The following is a 16,628-nucleotide window of genomic DNA, read 5'->3' as shown; positions in this document are numbered from 1 at the left end:
TAGCTATTTTAACTATATGCTTTCTTTCGTTTTGCCGACTGTCCTGGTCAAGCATAGTCAGTTCATAGGCCATAATGATAATCCATAGCAAGGCAATTGCATTCCGGACTACGCTAAGTTCCGGAAGCATTAACATAAAATTATCCAAGCCATCTGACCAGGACCCCAATAATGACCAGTGGCCAACCAACAAATTCGCCTAAAATCAGTGTGGCTGTAGCAATTTCAACGCCATGTCTTGGCAAGATAGCCACTGCAACTAAAGACAATGCAGGGCTAAACAGTCCAGCTAATAGCCCTACCCAAAAAATAATTGGCATAAATACCTCCACAAATGAAAAAGCCGGCTATACCGGCTATAATAACCCGCTCGGATCAGTTGATCGTCATCGCTTGAGTATAGCATCCCTACTCCGCAGTAGAGCGCTATGCAAGGGTTTAAGACTATAGTGCAGTTCCACCCACACTATAGCCGAAGTCATGTGAGTCTGAATTTCCAAAATGCAGTGACCCACAATAACTCGTCAAATGACATATTAATTACTAGATTGGCAAATGTAGCTCTTTAGCTACATCAAAAATAAATTCGTTCCATTTCCTATAGCCGTCTGCACGGCTTACAAGGACTTTTCCTTGCATTACTAAGTCAGAAATGGTGTGTGCATTTCTCAGTCTTGACGGTTTGAAATACAGTTCTTTACAGATTGTCTGTACTTCTTCTGGTGCCTCTTCAAAACAAGTCCGGATTGCCATGTGCTCTTGTCTTAATGCGTTCAGCCGCTTGTCTTCATCAAGCGTTACAATCCATCGTTCTTGATAAGGTGTACTGCTGCTAGATCGACCCCCACCCACATTGTCGTCCGGCTCTACATATGGGTGCTGGAGTTCAAATCTCCGTTGCTCTACGTATTCGTCATAGTGTGGATAGTCTTCAAGCAAAGATTCAATATAGCGTTTAGCATTCCGTTCACGTTTACTAATAGACACCATTTCACCTGCTGCAAAAAACGTGTGTAATGTAGGCAATTTTTGTTTTTTGACTACATATCCGAAGACTTAAATACAAACGTTTTCCTTATTGCCGTCATCACCAGTATTCCGATATCTCAACGAGGAGGTAATCGCATTGACCAGCGCAGGTACTTGCGTGCCACTCTTGCAACTTCTTGGAAAAGCTCTCGCCCTTCCTCGGGTACAGCTAACCCGCATGGCTATGACCGAAGCCGCAGCCTTAACTTCCTTTCTACTAAAATTTATAGCGCATGATTCAATTCTGGATGCTCAGCCAGCGCTAAAAGGCTAAGCATCGCATTCTTGTCCCGATCTACGACTTTATTGTAGTTCGGGCATTTTTCGTTATAGCAGACGTACTCGTTGTGCTTGGTACCATGTTTCTTGTTTCCATAAAGGGTGATCTTGTCATCACCTTTTTTGACATTGCTACAAGCCGCGCAACGCTGAGTAGACGGGTACAGCTTATTTGCCAGAATAAGGTCTTTACCGTACCAATCGCACTTGTAAGTCAATATCTGCTTAAACTTGCCAAACATCGACCGATGAACACCCTTTGAAGCCACGTGGCTCATAAGCATACCCTTAACCGACAGGTTTTCGATCACGATCTTGTCGTAGTCCTTGACCAGTCTAGTCGTAAACTTTTGTATCAAGTCATTTTGGATATTTCCAACCTTCCGATAGCATGCTTGAAGCTTGGCTTTCGTCTTCAAGTAGTTCTTGCTATTGTAGGATGCTTGTCCATTTTCAGCCCGTTTTCTGGCAAGCTGACGTTGATAGTGCTTTATTCGCTTATAAATCCTGTTGAGACGCTTAGGTAGAACGTTTATCCGGCCTTCCGTGTAGTCAAAGTGACCAACGTTCACGTCAACTGCTGTTGCCTTGCCTGTCTTAGCTGGTTGCTTGACGTTTTCAACTTGAAAAGGAATGGCCGCGTAATAACGACCTTTTTCTTTAAAGTAGCTGACAACGCCGAATTTCTCAGACAAGGGTTCTTCACTTAACTTAAAGCCTCGCCATTGATCTTTTGGAATGGTACTTTCTTTTGCCCGTTCCAAATAAAGAACTCCATCTTTGATCCGGCTCTGATCACTTTTAAAGCCTTGTCTAGGTGCTTTCTTTGACTTAAATTTAGGCTTGCCCCAGTTTGGCTGGGCTTTATTGAAGAAATTGCTCCAAGCATTAGCAAGATCAGTAATAGCAAGCTGCAGCAAGTGCGCTGAATACTGATACTGCCAGTCGGCTTTATTGGCGACCAATTCATCACGAACTCTTCGTTCAGTTGGTGATGGATATGATTTAAGCAGGTCTTTTTGCTTTGTGGCTTTGGCAATCTGCCTTGCTTCATACATCTCATTCCATAAAGCGAGTCCTTGGTTAAAGCAGTAGCGGCGATAGTCGCACGCTTCATCCAAAGCCTGTCTCATGACCTTATTAGGGTGCAGCTTATAAACCCTTGTCTGAATTAATTCAGATATTGTTTTCACCTCCTTTCAAAACATCAGTTTTCTGTTACTAGTCTTTAGTCCCTAAGAAATAACCTATACGTCTATTATATACCTTTCATTGCCGATTTGCAAACATTTTTAAGAATTTCTTTGCAATCGTTCGGTATATCGTCAGTTGGAAACGGAATTAATTCAGTGTCTGTTCGTATAATCCTAGCCCACTCTTTACCATCAGCTCCATAAAGCATAATCTCGTTGTCACTGATCGTGGTCTGCGTTCCATCTGGGAAGCTGCGTAAACTAAAATTGTTAGTTTTCATAGCTGTCATCTCCATGCTTCAAGAACAAGCCATGTGGTGTAATGTAGTAATCTCCGTTAGCTATGTCAGCCCAGATTGATTGTCTGTATTTGACAGTATAACCATCGTTTACAAGTTGCCGCTCAATCCAATCGGGATTGCCGCCTACGGTTCCACCAAGCAAGTACTTGCGGGCTTGGCCTTTTGATGTAGCATAATAGACATTGCCCACAGCGTCAGTCAGAACCCAGCGGAAGTTACCCTTTACGGTCAAGTTGTATTTGGCTATAACCCTCTTCACCGTGGAATATCCAGCTCCTAGTTCACCGGCTATTGCATTGGCTGAATATCCTTCATCGACCATTTGGATTGTCATTTGCTCAAACTTCTCTCGATTGCTGTCTGTCCACTTGATTGGGATGTCTGGATGTTCTTCATGATTCAGTTCAGTTTGCAGTTGCCGCAGTTCACACTCTGGAGTAGCCATAATTGAACCATACCGCTTCTCGCAGTCGTGGATAATCTGGTAGTGCTTAGTGTTTATCCTCATTGTCCAACTCCGCCATGGTCAAAACGCAATACCCAGCTAGATCAAGCAAGGTGTCCTGGACTGATTCGCCCAGGTTATCTATGCCGTTACTATCAAGCATTAAAGTATTCAGTCGATTCCACTTGTCTGACATTCTCACCAGTGCCGCAATGTAGCCGTACTTTTCAATACTCTTGCCAAATGCGTCACCGTAGGCTGCGTTCTTTTTAGCTAAGGTATCCGCCAGCTTGTCAGTGTAACTTTTATATGTTTCCATAGGTTATCTGCTTTCTATCTATATTTCTCTAGTTGATTAATCCACTGCCAATTGAGTTTAAACTTTCGATAGCCGTCACCGATCAGTGTTAAATAATCGATGCCTTTATCAAACTTAAAGCATGTTTTCCACTCTGCAGCTTTTCTCAAGTCCAGGTATGCCTTTTCTGGACACAGTGGACTAAAGTGCATGACGTAGAGCGGATAGCCTTTATCGCCTAGCAAAGTTAGCTTACGTTTCATAACTGCTCCTTAAATGAAAATAACCATTGTCTGGAATCGAACCAGACTTAAAGTCCTAACTTAATGGTTTGTAGAAATGAGATGATTTGATTTGTGTTACGAATTATTAGCTCTTAGGTTCAAGTAATGAAATCAACCCTTAGCTATATCATCTGCAGCCGGTAAGCTGTTGATATGGCCGTGCCCCGCTAAGCGTTTAGCTATCACGGCAGGGCTAAGGCAAGCTGGGGAGTCGAACCCCAGCTCACTGTGCGAAAGAGAATAGTAAAACAAAAATGCTGTTATCTATACCTTTAGGTGAGGTAGAATGCCCAGCTGGAGGAAGCTGGGCTAAGTTGTGCGCTGGAATCGAACCAGCTTTCAACCGAAACACAACTGCAATAAAAAAATAATGAGATCTAGTACTAAATTTAAATTACAGTTTACAATTTGCTGTTCGCAGCTTTCCACACTGTTCACAGCAATGCACGACCTGGGGCTTGCACCCAGCGGCTCTCTATGGTGTCGTGTCACTACAATGAAAACATACTATCGAAAAAATGTAACCCAATGTTTAAAAGTAAAAAAGGAGGTCACAGACCATTTATTAGTTTCACCCATCACGCTGAGACACTGTACTCATATGAGTACTCTTTAATAATATCTTTGACTTAGTGCATGAGCACCGTATTTATACCGCACACTCGCCGCATGTTTCTACAAGCACGCCTGCTATGTTTAAACCTCGTCTTGCCTTTACGCCTTCAAAGCATTCAGCAAATTCAACACATGCTTGCTGGCGGTATTTATTCACTGTCCGTTCACCCAGTCCAAGTTTAATTTCTTCATCAAGGTTATTCTTACGCTTGATATAACAATCAATCAACAGCGTTCTGTGGTAGTGGTAGACCTCTCCATCACGCATAATACCAATCGCTTCAATCAGTGCATCAACTGCTTGCTCATACTCATTGCCCGTTGATTCTTCCTGGTAATGCTTTTGCCATTCTTCGGGCTTGGTCAAGTCGTTGATAGACCGCCCAGCAAAATTAAAAATCCGTGGTACCGTGTCGTTGAAAAAGGTCTGTACGTTTAATGCTGTCTGCTTCACATCAATCTCTGGAAAAATCATACGATCATCACCGACCAGTAAGCTGTAAGCATAAAGCCCAGAAAAATCAGCGTGGTCAGCGGACTGGGCTTGCACATTAAGAATGCAATAGCCACAATCAGCCCTCCCCAGCTGAGATAAATAAGTGCCGTCAGTAACATAAGTCCTCCACTCTCACATCAATTTTATTCTCACTGCCATAAACCTTAGCTGCATCAACCATTGCCACACGCTTGATGTCGTCATAGGCAAGCCCTTCAAGTGACTTGCACACCTGGCTTACGTCAAGGCGCTTGGAGGGCCATTCTAGCCCCGCTAAACACGCATCAGCGTGATTATCCGTATATGATCTGGGAATGGCTGAGACAGCCCGTATGGTCAACTTAACAGGCCTCTCAATGGGCTTTTCTAAATATGCTCGCTTGATGCAGTCTTCAACCGCCTCACCTTCAACTATCGTGAAATCAAAACAACTCATACTCATTGCTCTCCAGCTTTTCATTGACTGTCTTCACGGCTTGATCTAACAGGTTAGGATTTACACCGCTTGCTAGCAGCTCAGTAATCAGCTCAGTGCCTGCAAACAATAATGACTGGCCTTCAACTTTATTGGCAATGCTGGTGATTGCTTCTGATGCCTTTAATCTAATTGTGTCCTTGTAGCTAATCATCGATAATCCACACCCCCCAGCCAATTAAACTTGCGACTACGATTAAGCCAAACAGTACGTCAAATACAATCTTCATTCCTTGTCCTTTTCTCTCAACTTGTCCAGAATATCCATTGACCGCTTAGCTTTAAGTTTTTCAATCTCAATGTTGTTCGCAGTATGGACACCCATTCGTTAAATTCTTAGGGCTTAGCCATTGGTTCAAGCCTACATGCTGCTCTTTGCCGCAGTCCAAGCACTTTACATCTGCCTTAATTGACAGCTTGTTAATGTCTTCAATCCCTGGATAAAGCAATTCCCAGTGACCTGCCTTCGCCTTAAACCGTCTTCTGATCTCTGCATTGTCCAGCTTGTTGCGGCTTCCGTTCTTTGGAATGTAATACATTACAATAACTCCCTTGCTATTCTGTAATAACCTCTGCATCAAGCTTGTATGAAATCAGCTTTACTGGGCAAGCGTATTTCTCTCTAGTCCGTTCCAGCTGGATTAATGCACTTGCCAAGTCAATGTAAATCTTGGCCTTACCATTGGCGTTATGAGCAACATACCAATGGTTACGGTCAAGGTTAACTGCCACAGCATACAACGCAGGATGGTCAATCTTGTTCCATGTTGTCATGCTGCACTTCCTTCTTTTCACCATATTCTTCGCTATAGTAGGCTTCAAAGATAAGGTGTCTTGCCTTACGCAGACTGTCATTGTAGACAGCCTTGTCCAGCTCGCCTTTATTCCACTCTTTAACCGCCTTGTGGACCAGTTCCTCAGCTTGTTTAAGCTTGCTCATCGTTGTTATATCTTTGCTCATTCTCTTTCATCTCTTCTTCGCTATTAAAACCCAGCCGCTCCCAGCGTGGTGATACTTGCTTAATCATCATTTCTTTAATCTTGTGATAGTCCTTATGACTGAACCCGGTCGGATCCATTAAGCCAACGCTAATCATCGCTAACACATCTCTCACGGGCTTTCTATAGACGTGGGCGTAATTATACACAATCTCTTGGCAAACCTGCTCACGGCCTTCTAAAGCCGCCTGCAGGTAAGCATTCATCATTCTGATCTGCTCAACCATGGTAAACCTTCTTAATTGGGCAATAGTACTCCATCATAAAATCTACTAGGCAATCATCACTGCACAGTATAAAGCCGTCAACTTCATAGCATTCTTGTCCGTCTTCAAGCGGTGTCTTGCACTCAGCACATTTATCTGTCGAAACCATAACCTACTAACTCCTCGTCTACAATCTTTAATGCATCCTCTGGGCTTCGTGCAATGCCGTGGATAACTCCCCAGCGGCTAAGCATTTCATGAAACCTAATCTGGCTGTCTCTAGCCTTACCTGTCTTGTCTTTCATTTCAATGTAGAATATCTTGCCGCCGTCATGCTTAAACCCATACAAATCGAAGTGACCGACTGGCAAGCCCTGGATAATTCTCTTACCGTCCATGCTACGAAACTTGCCTGCGTTTGTTCTGAACACTGTGCAGTTGTCTTTTGATAAGGCAACCATGGTTAACTTCTGAATATCTGACTCGTGCATTGGCTAGTCCGCGCCTTTCGCTCTAACTGCGCTTGCGTCTTTCATGACACGTTCAATGAAGGTTGCCTTACCAATTCCCCAGTCACTGCATTTATCCAATGCTTGCGTGGCTTTGACTACTTCTTCGTAAGTGAGATATCCACTCTCCACCAAATAGGCAATTGCCAGCACAGCTGCATCTCCCATATCCCAGCTGTCATCTTCAGTGATCGCACAGGTATAGCTTCCCCACCATTCACCTTCTTCATCGTCCAGTTTTTCTAACAGGGGATAATGTTTATTGTCGCTAAGCATAATTGATTACTCCTTAACCCACAAAATGTTTTCAGTGTTTACCAGATACTTACTTGTTTGTTCTGGCCGTCCTTGTTCATGAACCTCCACAAACTTATGAGTGGCAATCTTTGGAACTAAGTCTTCGTACGATTCAGTTACCACCATTGCATTAGCATCAGCTCTGAATGTGATTAATGCCATTGCTATTGCACCTCCTTGGCAGTATCTCCAATTACAGTTTCAGTTGTTCTGATTCCCAGGTAAACTGTCCCAACTCTTGTATGCTTCTTTTTACACTTATCTTTCATCTTTTGGCTAAACGCCTTGTGGCTAAACACATATTCGCCATTTCTTCTAGCCCAGTCTTGGAACTTTGAGTAAAGGACTTTCGATGAGACTTGAGCACCCTCGCACGGTACAGTTTCGTCTTCCAGGAAAGCTTGTACTTCGTCCATCTGACCACGGTAATCTTCAACAGCAGACTTTATGCTTTCTGGTACATCAAGCCCTTCGAGTTGATACTTGATAGCACCTTCGACCGCCCAGTTGAGGATGCCTACTGCTTCACTCATTAACTTATCGTAGAGCTTAGGGTCAACATCTTCCTTGGCAATGATATGGTCAAACGGCAGAATAATGATTCTCCGCCAAATACCTTCGTCAGTCCCTCTAATGATCGGTTCATGGTTAGTAGCCATCCAAATTTTGCAGCAGGGGTCAAATTCAAATTCCTTGCCATAAAGGTGACGGGCTACCACACGGTCGCCACCAGTAATTTGCTTGGTCAGCCCTTCATTAAGTCGTGAGCCTTCGTTCAATTCGCTGGAGACAACGAATCTAGCACCTTCAAGCCGCGCAATGTCTGAATTAGCTCCGTTAGTTGAACCTTTAACAATTAAAGTGTCAGCACTCATCGTTTGTGAGTAAGACCCCAGAATGTCAGAGATAACTTTCAGCATTAATGATTTGCCGTTACGCCCCTTGCCGTAGCAAAAGAACAACACTTGCTCCGATGTAAGGCCAGTTAATGAATAGCCAATTGCTTTTTGGATATATTCAATTGCTTCCTGGTCGCCACCAAACGTTTGATAAAGGAATTTATCCCACATTGGGTGATCGTACTCTGCGTTTGGTGAGAACTCAACTGATGCCTGCCGGGAAAACATTTTTGTCCAGTCCGCATCATGGAGAGTACCGTCAGTCAGATCAACATAGCCATTCTTAACATTCAGCAGCATTGGGTCCTGGTCAAATTCACCGTGACTAACTGCCAGCAGGTGCATGATTTCTTTAATCATTGCTTCCTTGGCAGCGCGAGAACGCATATGCTTTTTGAACTTGGTAAATGCTTTAGCAGCATCCTCTTCGCTCACACCTTCTGGGACGTAGAGTGGCTCATCTTTTAGCTCGTTAATTACTACGTCACAGGCCTTCTCAACGTTCTTGCGGTCATCCTTCTTCCACACGTTGTCTTTATCGTAGTAGTACCATTCCTTGTCAGCTACCAGGTATCTGAACGTGTCCGGCCAGCGGTCCTGGAATCTCTGGGCCATTCCCATGTCATCATATGAACGATGTGGATGCTCAGCATTCTTAGCTCTTTCAGCTGACTCTGGAGGAACATTGAATTTAAACACGTTGTCAACGAATGGACCAGCAACATCTGATGTTGGGTGATATACGCTAGTAGTCCCGGCAATTGCTTTGTTGATGGTCATTTCACCATAGGTGACAGCACCGTGCTTCTCATCCCACTTGTCACGCATTAAGGCTGAGTTTCTGAAGATCGTGTCCATCTTTTCTGGGTCCTTGCCAGTCCAGAATGCTAAATCATTAGCAAAGGCTAAGTCAGCTTCTGATTGGCTGGCATAAATCTTTTCCCAGCCGCCTTGCATGAACAAGCGGTCACGTTGGCCTTTTGAACTATCCAGCATTTTGCGAATTATATCGGGAACTGGTAGATCAATGGCTTGTGTCTCAACTTGTGGGTGCAGATCAATCACCTTGTCTTCTTTGCCGAACAAGCGAGTATATAATGTAGTCATTTGATCGCTGCTCAGTTCAGAAATTGTATTGCTAGTAATCATGTTGCCAGTAAGGGCAAAGAAACGGCCGTCCTGGTACATTTCATAGTTGCTCTTACGTCTACGCTTGCCTGGAATTTTTCCTTTGAAAATGAAGTGCAGGCCTTCACCAGATTGGCTGATTTCACCGTAAGTATGATCGGTCAGATTGATGAACTCATCGACTTCGTTTTCAGCGTTTCCCAGTTCCTTCAATTCAATATCGTTTGCAATGTGGTCAATGTCCAGACCAACATATCCATCACCAAAAAAGAAAGCCAAGCCAGACGCTCGGCTGTTCTTTTCCAGACCTTCCTTGGCTGTTTTAAAGTCACACCAAGTTGAAGGGTCGTTGGTCTTGGCATTGTTGCCCGTCATTGCATCGATAGGAATTTTTGTATTCTTATTTCGACTTGGGTCGAATTTCAATTCAAACAGTCCCCAGCGCTTGAGCTGTCTCAATTCATCGGGAATATTTTCATAGAATGTTTGCATGCCGGACTCTCCTGTTTAACTAAAATGGCAGGTCGTTATCGTTAACTTGCGCTTGCGGTTGTGCAAATGGACTAGGTTGTTGAGGTTGAGGTTGTGACTGCATTTGCGCTTGCGTAGGGAATTGAGTTGGTTCAAAATCTGAAGGCCAAACTTGGTTGCGCTTAGTAGTCTTTCCTTGGTAAGTGTCCTCAGAAACGCTAACCTTTACACGAACGTTCTTGCCTTCAAGTTTTTGTGACCAGTCGTTCCAATCTTCAATTGGAGTGCCTGGAGCATAGCCAGCAGCTTGAGTGATAGAGCTTAAATCACCTTCGTCATATTGACCAGTTGCCTTACGTCTCCACACACTGGCAAAGACTAAGCGGTTATGGTACTTGCCGTTAGTTTCTGGCAGAGCTTGATCGAGGTCTTTACGAACACGGAGAGCTACCTTAATATATTCAGTGCCGCCCTTAGTTGCATCTGGGCCAGTTGAATCAATAGTCATTTCATAGTAGCCTTCCGGCAATGGTTCGAAGTCGTTGTTCTTCTTGTCAACACGTTGAGTAACAAATAATGCCATGATTTTATAGTCTCCTTTATTTCAATAAATGTCTTGCCTTGGCTTGGTAATAAACCCAGCCAGGCTTATACTTCATTTGTTTTGCGAATGCTTCCAGATCAGCATATGTTTTGCAGTCTTTCAGCTTGATGACTTTGCTTGTCTTAAAGTGCCCGCTGTTGACTTCCTGGATTTTTTTGAGTTCCATTCCATCATCAGCGCCCAGTTCTTTATCTTTACGTTCATTCTTGATTTCGAACTGTTCACCACAATACGGACACTCGATTATTTTTACTTCGTCAGTTTCACTAACAATGTTTTCATCTCGTATGAACACACCCATACAATAGCTACATTGATAGATGCCGCTGACTTCGCTGTCACCTTCACGTGATTTGCCACGCTTGCGGCTTTTCAGAGTCCAGTCTCTGTCTTGATTGGGAAGTCCAAACTTTCCCCAGTTGTTTACGTGATCGAGAATGATAGCCCGCTTGTCCGGTTGGTATCTCATACAGCGCATTGCCTGCTGGAGATACAGCACCAATGACTTAGTTGGTCTAAGTAAGATCACGCATGAACATTCTGGAACGTTGAACCCTTCTGAAACGAGGTCACAGTTTACAAGGACCTGGTATTTGCCACTCTTAAAGCCCTCCATAACCTCATCTCTGATTGCAGTTGGCGTTTTGCCGTCTGCTTCGGCTGCGGAAATTCCGGCTTCTTGAAAGCGCTGGACAACTTCTCTAGCCGTAGCAACCGTAGGTGTATAACAGATTGTCTGTCTGCCCCCAGCATGCTTTTTCCAGTTGCCGATCAAGTCACCATAGGCAACAGTTTCCATATATTCATTCATAGAACTGCCAGTGTAATCTTGGCCGCCATGTGATGCAAGCTTGCTAAAGTCACCTAATGGAACTGCGTAGTAGTCATAAGGCGCTAAGCGGTTATGGTCAATCAGCCACTGGACTTGTGGGCCTTCAACCATTGACGAATATTCGTCAGTGAATCCTTCACCACTCATTCGCCATGGTGTTGCAGTGAAACCCAGCCTTGGAACATCCGGCCAATACTCAAGTATTTTCTTGTAAGTGTTAGCCTTACTATGGTGGGCTTCGTCAATGATAATCAATGACGGCTTTTCTAAAGATTGGATATGATTCCAAACTCTTTGAACCGTGTCAATTGTCACCTTGCTCATATCCACACCGTTGTTGATGAAGGCTTCCTCGATCTGCCTGGTCAACTCTCGCCTATGTACAAAGAATAAAATTCTGTTTCCTTTTAAGGCGGTCAGCCGTGCAATTTCAGCAATGACTACTGACTTACCGGACCCAGGCGGGCTAACAATCATAACCCCTTTATTCTTCTGGGCTAGTTCCTGCCGTGCTTCCGTCACCAGTTTCTTCTGGTAATTGAATAAGGAAAAGTTCACTAGCCTCACATCCCTTCCGATTGTCTAAGCGGTTTTTAGCATAGGTGCCAATGTCACCTTCTAAAACAAGGCCGTGACCACCAGTCTTAGGGTTAACTACCATACGTCCAACCACATCGCAGTTGCCCATAAGGTAGTCTCTAGCACTTGCTCTAAGATCTGGAGCATGTTGCTGGAAAGTTTGTCCGTTAGCTTCCGTTACATCGAAGTCACCTTCCCAGCACGTAACCAAGATATTAAGGTTGTAGCTGAACATCTTAGAGATGAAACGGATTACCCAGTTGGTGAACTCTCCATAGTGTTGAAGCTTGTTGTCCAGGTGGTTGCTAGTCTCGTTAGCTTTTTCAACAAACCAAAGCTTTTGCAGGTTGGACAGGTTGTCAATCACCAGCCAGTCATATTCATCTGGGTTAAACTCGACCGCAAATTCTTGCAAGTCCTCAATAGGTGCTTTTGGGTCAATTGCCCAAATGTCTTCTGAGCCTTGCCAACGGTTAACCCTTTGAAATGAGTTGTCCAAACTGAGCATAAACACTCTTCCCGGCAGGTACTCACTTAATGTGGTTTTACCCACGCCTGGCACGCCATAAACAAGGTAACGGTACTTCGGTGCTGGAGCTGCGCCCCAATTAAATCTTGGCATTAATCCTCCCAGCCCCGGCTAAGGGCTTCCTCTCTAATACGCTTGGCTACATCATCAAATTCTTTGTAAGCCAGCGTATACTTAATTACTTCGTCACGACTGCCAGAATAAGCATCTGGCAGTGCGCTTCTCATCTTATTAAGCCATTTAATTGCTCCTAACGGAGACGTTGAAACAGACTTAGCTTCTTCGTAAAGAGCTTGTTCAAAGTCATCTGAAAGGTCAATCAACATTTGTAAATGGTTGTCGATCATGATATAATCTCCTTAGTGTTTATAATTGCTGACTATCTTTTGATAGCCAGCTTTTTTTTGCAGTAAAAGCATTGCTTGCCTTGACCAGCCGCTTGATAGTTTGTTCTGACATGTCCTCACCTCCTTTAGTTGAAGTACTTCTTAGGATTGCTAAGGATTGCCCCAGCAAAAATTCCTAAGACAAACCAACATACTGTTTCCCAAATGCTAATCATGGTTAGCCTCCTCTTCCGCTTGCCATCTTAAAAATTCTTCCCACCGCTCTTCGTTATAGCGGTATGTTCTCTTGCCTAACTTAATTACTGCATCAGAGTACGGGCTATACTTGCACTCCAGTCTCAGTTCATATAGGAAGTGACGGCTGACTTTCATCTGGTCCATCATTTCCCTGCTTGTTAATAGACGCATTGTCTGAGATACTCCAGGATTTCGTGGTCAGTCATTTCTCTGCCGTCAACTACAGGGGGATGATCTGGATTAAGCAACGCCATGATGTAATTCATTGGTGTGTATTCCATTTCATCAAGTTCTTCGGTTTCCGTTGGGTGTAATTGAATTACATTCATTGTTGTTCCTCTCTCTCAATCACTGGCAGTAATCCGTGATCTTTCAACAATTCATACAATCCTAAGCGACCTTTTTGTGTCCACTTGGTATGAACTACTGCCTTTTCAGCTCCATCTTTACCCTTGACCATGCTAGTAGTACTTTGAGTCCAGCCGTTACTTTGATACTTGGCATACAAGAACCAAACTTTGTTTTGATTGTATTGGACACCCAAATTCTCTAGCAGCTTGTTCATTGCTTGTGCGCTCATGCCGTAATCTTTAGCAATTACAGTCACATTAACCAGGGCTGGATTCTGCAAAACCACATCACAGAACTTTGCTTTTGGTTCAAGCTTCGCAGCCTTTTCTTCGGCCAGTCTTCGCTTAGCCCGTTCCTCTTTCATTTCTGTTAAGACTCTAATCATGGAGTCTGGGTCTTCCAGCATCTGATCGATAGTCTTTTCAGTTGCAAACATTCCATGCTTGCGAATGCTTGGTAATACCACACTCGTTACCCAGCGCTTGAACTTCTTAGCAGTTGGTAACTTGCTGGATAAGATTAATGAGTAGAGACCAGATTCGTTGATAACCTTTGTGGTTTGAATTCCTGAGGGGGTAACGATTCGTTCACCCCTTGAGTCTTCTTCATCAACATGATCTCTTAGCGCCTTTTGTGGATTGGAGTATCCCAGCACCTTAGCCACATCTTTGCCCACGAACCATGGCTCATTGTCGATTTCAATAACCCGGACTGGGCTGCTTTCAAAGTTAAAAGTTTGAACTCCGTTTTCCATTATGTTGTTCCTTTCGCAACTTCTTACCTAATAAAAATCGGCAATTGATATGCCAAGCTTCTTAGAAATGGCGTCGGCTTCTGAATAGTAGAAGTCTTGACCGCCTTTTCTATTTATCTTTCTACTAAATGTAGCCTTGCTGACGTGAATCAGATCAGCCAATTCGCTTTGGGTGACATTTCTACGTGTCATAGCATCCATCAACCCGTAGTACGGCTTCGGTTCTGTTTCTGTCTTTACCAAACAACTTCGACCTCCTTTCGTTAAGTTGCTCCGTTCGCAACTTTCACTATGTATCATACGCTTGCTCAGTTTCGTTGTCAACAACTTTATGTATTTTATTTAAAAAGGTTCCCCAACGCGCAACAAAAGGAGGATAATGAGTAATAAAAGGAGTGAGGAAAAATGTCAATTGGAACAAGAATTAGACTACTTAGAAAATCTAAAAAAATGACCTTAGAAGAATTAGCAAATCAGTTGAATTCTAGAAGCAGTTCATCCGGATTTACTAAAGGACGTTTGTCCAAATGGGAAAACGACCGTGAAGAGCCAAAGCTTTCATCTTTGAACCAAGTCGCTCGTTTTTTTAACGTTGATATTGATTACTTCTTTAATGATTCTCATCCATCAAATACTTTGCCTCTGTCAAGGAATACAATTCGCGTTCCCGTCATTGGCACGATTGCTTGCGGTGATCCTATTGATGCAGACGAAAATATTGTTGACTACATTAATGTACCAGAGCCGATTCCTGCAAATGCGTTTGCGTTAATCTGCGAAGGAAGTAGCATGGAGCCGTCAATTATTGATGGAGACAAAGTAGTAATTGAACCAACGCCGGACGTCGAAGACGGTGAAGTAGCGGCAGTGCTTGTAGATGATCAGACCAAAGCAACCCTAAAGCGGATCAAGCACATAGGCAATTCAATTTGGCTTATGCCAGATAACCGAGATTATGACCCAATTGTTTTAGATGCTCAACACCCCGGCAGGATAATCGGTAAAGCAATTAAGCTGATGCGTGACAGAATTTAAGACAGCACCGAATCAATCTGGTCTGGAATGAAAACAACACAATGCAAGTTGAATATCTGTCCGTGGTAGAAATTAAAAGGCTGATCTCATCACTATTGAACTGCAGCTGACAGCCTATCTAAATATCAGCACTGAACACTCAGCAAGTCGATCAGTTGAACACAATCATATCCATACTAAAAAAGCGCCCTTACTAATGGAGAGTAAAGGATACTTTTATTTTTCCTGGAGGACCAAATGAAAACCTACCCAATAGGAAAGCCTAAGAAAATGAAGTCTGGAAAGTATCAGTGGTATCAACGTTACCGTGACCCACTAACGGGCAAAATCAAGCGTGTGACATGTCTTCTCTCTCGTGGTAGTCAACAGGCCAGGAAGGAAGCTGAACTCATTCTAGCACGGAAATTAGCCGATATAAGCGATGCTAGAACAGAAACAAATATAACCATAGGTGAGCTATCAAAACTTTTTCTAGATCACGAGAGAGAGCGTGGAGTCAAACCCACCACATTGAGCGTACGCAGGACTGGAATGTCTGCAATGCTGAAGTATTTTGGCGAGGACGCAATAGCTAAAAATATTACTAAACCAATGGTAACCAAATATCTTCAAAGCTCTTTAAAGAAAAAGACTAATTCAACAGTCCATGTCTACCGTGTAGGTATGAGTACAATGTATGACTTTGCAATCGATTATGGATACCTGACTGAGAACCCAGCTAAAGGACTGCGCATTCAATGGAAACCGCAAAAGCCTACAAGCATTACCGACAAATACTTTACAGATGAAGAGCTTAACAATCTATTTGCCGTTATTGATCGCCCAGATTACTTGCGGCTTTTTAAATTTATGTATCTAACTGGCATGAGATTTGGCGAAGCAACAGGCCTGCAATTCAAAAACATTCACGATCAATACGCTGATATAACGGGTACCATGTGGGCCAATGGCATTAAATCTGATTCGCCTAAGACACTTGCTTCTTTTCGGTCCGTATTTCTGCCTAAGCAAGCCGTAGAAATAATAAAGTGGTTTAAGCAGTATGACCGAAACACTGAGCCAGATGATTTTATTTTCATCAATCAACTAAAACACGTTCCATTCAAAATGAATACTGTTGCGCTTTATCTCAAGAATAAAAGTAGAGAAGCTGGAATAGATCGGAAAATTACTACCCACTTTTTTAGACATACCCACATCTCAAAGTTAGCTGAACAAGGCGTCCCCTTGCACGTTATTCAGAAAAGAGTTGGACACACAAAAGCGGAAACTACAAGAGAAATTTATCTTCACGTCACTAAGAAAATGCAGGAAGAAATGGAGAAACAGATCAATGATTTTTCCATTTGAGCCATATTTGAGCCACCGATAATTAAAAGACTGGGCGAGTCTTGCTATATCAGCCAATTCTTGCCAGACTGCACATACTGGTCCG

The 16,628-nt window shown here is 43.3% G+C and carries 26 protein-coding genes; 2 read left to right on the top strand and 24 right to left on the bottom strand.

What is annotated here, in order from left to right; genetic code table 11:
- Positions 1 to 140: 140 nt before the first annotated feature.
- The 24 genes from QP860_RS07505 to QP860_RS07390 form a co-directional block, all read right to left on the bottom strand.
- Positions 141 to 320: a hypothetical protein gene (locus QP860_RS07505; protein ID WP_041811843.1), complete on the bottom strand. Its 180-nt coding sequence runs from the start codon at positions 318 to 320 to the stop codon at positions 141 to 143.
- Between the two features lie 223 nt (positions 321 to 543).
- Positions 544 to 990 carry a DUF722 domain-containing protein gene (locus QP860_RS07500; protein ID WP_013439752.1) on the bottom strand — a complete coding sequence of 149 codons (447 nt, stop codon included), beginning with the start codon at positions 988 to 990 and terminating at the stop codon, positions 544 to 546.
- A gap of 263 nt (positions 991 to 1,253) precedes the next feature.
- Positions 1,254 to 2,501 carry an RNA-guided endonuclease InsQ/TnpB family protein gene (locus QP860_RS07495; protein WP_080552702.1) on the bottom strand — a complete coding sequence of 416 codons (1,248 nt, stop codon included), beginning with the start codon at positions 2,499 to 2,501 and terminating at the stop codon, positions 1,254 to 1,256.
- A 65-nt stretch (positions 2,502 to 2,566) separates the two neighbouring features.
- On the bottom strand, positions 2,567 to 2,782 hold the full coding sequence (locus QP860_RS07490) for a hypothetical protein (protein WP_016057851.1): 216 nt from the start codon (positions 2,780 to 2,782) through the stop codon (positions 2,567 to 2,569).
- Positions 2,772 to 3,248 carry a helix-turn-helix domain-containing protein gene (locus QP860_RS07485; protein WP_268886477.1) on the bottom strand — a complete coding sequence of 159 codons (477 nt, stop codon included), beginning with the start codon at positions 3,246 to 3,248 and terminating at the stop codon, positions 2,772 to 2,774. Before QP860_RS07485 ends, QP860_RS07490 begins: the two co-directional genes overlap by 11 nt.
- A gap of 46 nt (positions 3,249 to 3,294) precedes the next feature.
- A complete protein-coding gene (locus QP860_RS07480; protein ID WP_013439755.1) occupies positions 3,295 to 3,567 on the bottom strand; it encodes a nucleotide modification associated domain-containing protein in 273 nt (90 codons plus the stop codon).
- A gap of 14 nt (positions 3,568 to 3,581) precedes the next feature.
- Entirely contained in the window at positions 3,582 to 3,809 is a 228-nt protein-coding gene (locus tag QP860_RS07475; protein ID WP_041811846.1) for a hypothetical protein, read from the bottom strand.
- A 670-nt stretch (positions 3,810 to 4,479) separates the two neighbouring features.
- Positions 4,480 to 4,995 (bottom strand): ArpU family phage packaging/lysis transcriptional regulator, encoded by a 516-nt coding sequence (locus QP860_RS07470; protein WP_231621123.1) that lies wholly within the window; start codon positions 4,993 to 4,995, stop codon positions 4,480 to 4,482.
- A 55-nt stretch (positions 4,996 to 5,050) separates the two neighbouring features.
- Complete coding sequence (locus tag QP860_RS07465) at positions 5,051 to 5,377, bottom strand: RusA family crossover junction endodeoxyribonuclease (RefSeq protein ID WP_202944341.1); 327 nt, start codon at positions 5,375 to 5,377, stop codon at positions 5,051 to 5,053.
- Complete coding sequence (locus tag QP860_RS07460) at positions 5,364 to 5,570, bottom strand: hypothetical protein (protein ID WP_013439757.1); 207 nt, start codon at positions 5,568 to 5,570, stop codon at positions 5,364 to 5,366. The genes QP860_RS07465 and QP860_RS07460 overlap by 14 nt, the downstream gene beginning before the upstream one ends.
- A gap of 401 nt (positions 5,571 to 5,971) precedes the next feature.
- Positions 5,972 to 6,190 (bottom strand): hypothetical protein, encoded by a 219-nt coding sequence (locus QP860_RS07455; RefSeq protein WP_013439759.1) that lies wholly within the window; start codon positions 6,188 to 6,190, stop codon positions 5,972 to 5,974.
- Entirely contained in the window at positions 6,168 to 6,356 is a 189-nt protein-coding gene (locus QP860_RS07450) for a hypothetical protein (protein ID WP_013439760.1), read from the bottom strand. The genes QP860_RS07455 and QP860_RS07450 overlap by 23 nt, the downstream gene beginning before the upstream one ends.
- A complete protein-coding gene (locus QP860_RS07445; protein WP_013439761.1) occupies positions 6,343 to 6,642 on the bottom strand; it encodes a hypothetical protein in 300 nt (99 codons plus the stop codon). Before QP860_RS07445 ends, QP860_RS07450 begins: the two co-directional genes overlap by 14 nt.
- 131 nt (positions 6,643 to 6,773) lie before the next feature.
- Positions 6,774 to 7,112, bottom strand: a complete 339-nt coding sequence (locus QP860_RS07440) for a VRR-NUC domain-containing protein (RefSeq protein WP_041811855.1) — start codon at positions 7,110 to 7,112, stop codon at positions 6,774 to 6,776.
- 3 nt (positions 7,113 to 7,115) lie between these two features.
- Entirely contained in the window at positions 7,116 to 7,406 is a 291-nt protein-coding gene (locus QP860_RS07435) for a hypothetical protein (protein ID WP_013439763.1), read from the bottom strand.
- A gap of 6 nt (positions 7,407 to 7,412) precedes the next feature.
- Positions 7,413 to 7,589, bottom strand: coding sequence for a hypothetical protein (locus tag QP860_RS07430; RefSeq protein WP_013439764.1), 177 nt, complete (start codon positions 7,587 to 7,589; stop codon positions 7,413 to 7,415).
- Between the two features lie 2 nt (positions 7,590 to 7,591).
- A complete protein-coding gene (locus QP860_RS07425; protein ID WP_013439765.1) occupies positions 7,592 to 9,946 on the bottom strand; it encodes a phage/plasmid primase, P4 family in 2,355 nt (784 codons plus the stop codon).
- Positions 9,947 to 9,965: 19 nt separating this feature from the next.
- Entirely contained in the window at positions 9,966 to 10,508 is a 543-nt protein-coding gene (locus QP860_RS07420; protein ID WP_013439766.1) for a DUF669 domain-containing protein, read from the bottom strand.
- 16 nt (positions 10,509 to 10,524) lie between these two features.
- A complete protein-coding gene (locus tag QP860_RS07415; RefSeq protein WP_041811857.1) occupies positions 10,525 to 11,919 on the bottom strand; it encodes a DEAD/DEAH box helicase in 1,395 nt (464 codons plus the stop codon).
- A complete protein-coding gene (locus QP860_RS07410; RefSeq protein ID WP_013439768.1) occupies positions 11,846 to 12,562 on the bottom strand; it encodes an AAA family ATPase in 717 nt (238 codons plus the stop codon). Before QP860_RS07410 ends, QP860_RS07415 begins: the two co-directional genes overlap by 74 nt.
- Positions 12,562 to 12,816 carry a hypothetical protein gene (locus QP860_RS07405; protein ID WP_013439769.1) on the bottom strand — a complete coding sequence of 85 codons (255 nt, stop codon included), beginning with the start codon at positions 12,814 to 12,816 and terminating at the stop codon, positions 12,562 to 12,564. The genes QP860_RS07410 and QP860_RS07405 overlap by 1 nt, the downstream gene beginning before the upstream one ends.
- A gap of 395 nt (positions 12,817 to 13,211) precedes the next feature.
- Positions 13,212 to 13,382, bottom strand: coding sequence for a hypothetical protein (locus tag QP860_RS07400; RefSeq protein WP_013439772.1), 171 nt, complete (start codon positions 13,380 to 13,382; stop codon positions 13,212 to 13,214).
- Positions 13,379 to 14,158 carry a phage antirepressor gene (locus QP860_RS07395; protein WP_013439773.1) on the bottom strand — a complete coding sequence of 260 codons (780 nt, stop codon included), beginning with the start codon at positions 14,156 to 14,158 and terminating at the stop codon, positions 13,379 to 13,381. Before QP860_RS07395 ends, QP860_RS07400 begins: the two co-directional genes overlap by 4 nt.
- A 27-nt stretch (positions 14,159 to 14,185) precedes the next feature.
- Complete coding sequence (locus QP860_RS07390; protein ID WP_013439774.1) at positions 14,186 to 14,401, bottom strand: helix-turn-helix domain-containing protein; 216 nt, start codon at positions 14,399 to 14,401, stop codon at positions 14,186 to 14,188.
- Positions 14,402 to 14,563: 162 nt separating this feature from the next.
- Between QP860_RS07390 and QP860_RS07385 the strand changes: the two genes are divergently transcribed.
- Complete coding sequence (locus tag QP860_RS07385) at positions 14,564 to 15,193, top strand: LexA family protein (protein WP_013439775.1); 630 nt, start codon at positions 14,564 to 14,566, stop codon at positions 15,191 to 15,193.
- Between the two features lie 237 nt (positions 15,194 to 15,430).
- Positions 15,431 to 16,543: a tyrosine-type recombinase/integrase gene (locus QP860_RS07380; protein WP_013439776.1), complete on the top strand. Its 1,113-nt coding sequence runs from the start codon at positions 15,431 to 15,433 to the stop codon at positions 16,541 to 16,543.
- Positions 16,544 to 16,628: the final 85 nt, after the last annotated feature.

The sequence above is a fragment of the Aerococcus sp. UMB1112A genome (genome assembly GCF_030230715.1).
In the GTDB taxonomy this organism is placed as follows: Bacteria; Bacillota; Bacilli; order Lactobacillales; family Aerococcaceae; genus Aerococcus.
This window is presented reverse-complemented; position numbering and strand designations above follow the sequence as displayed.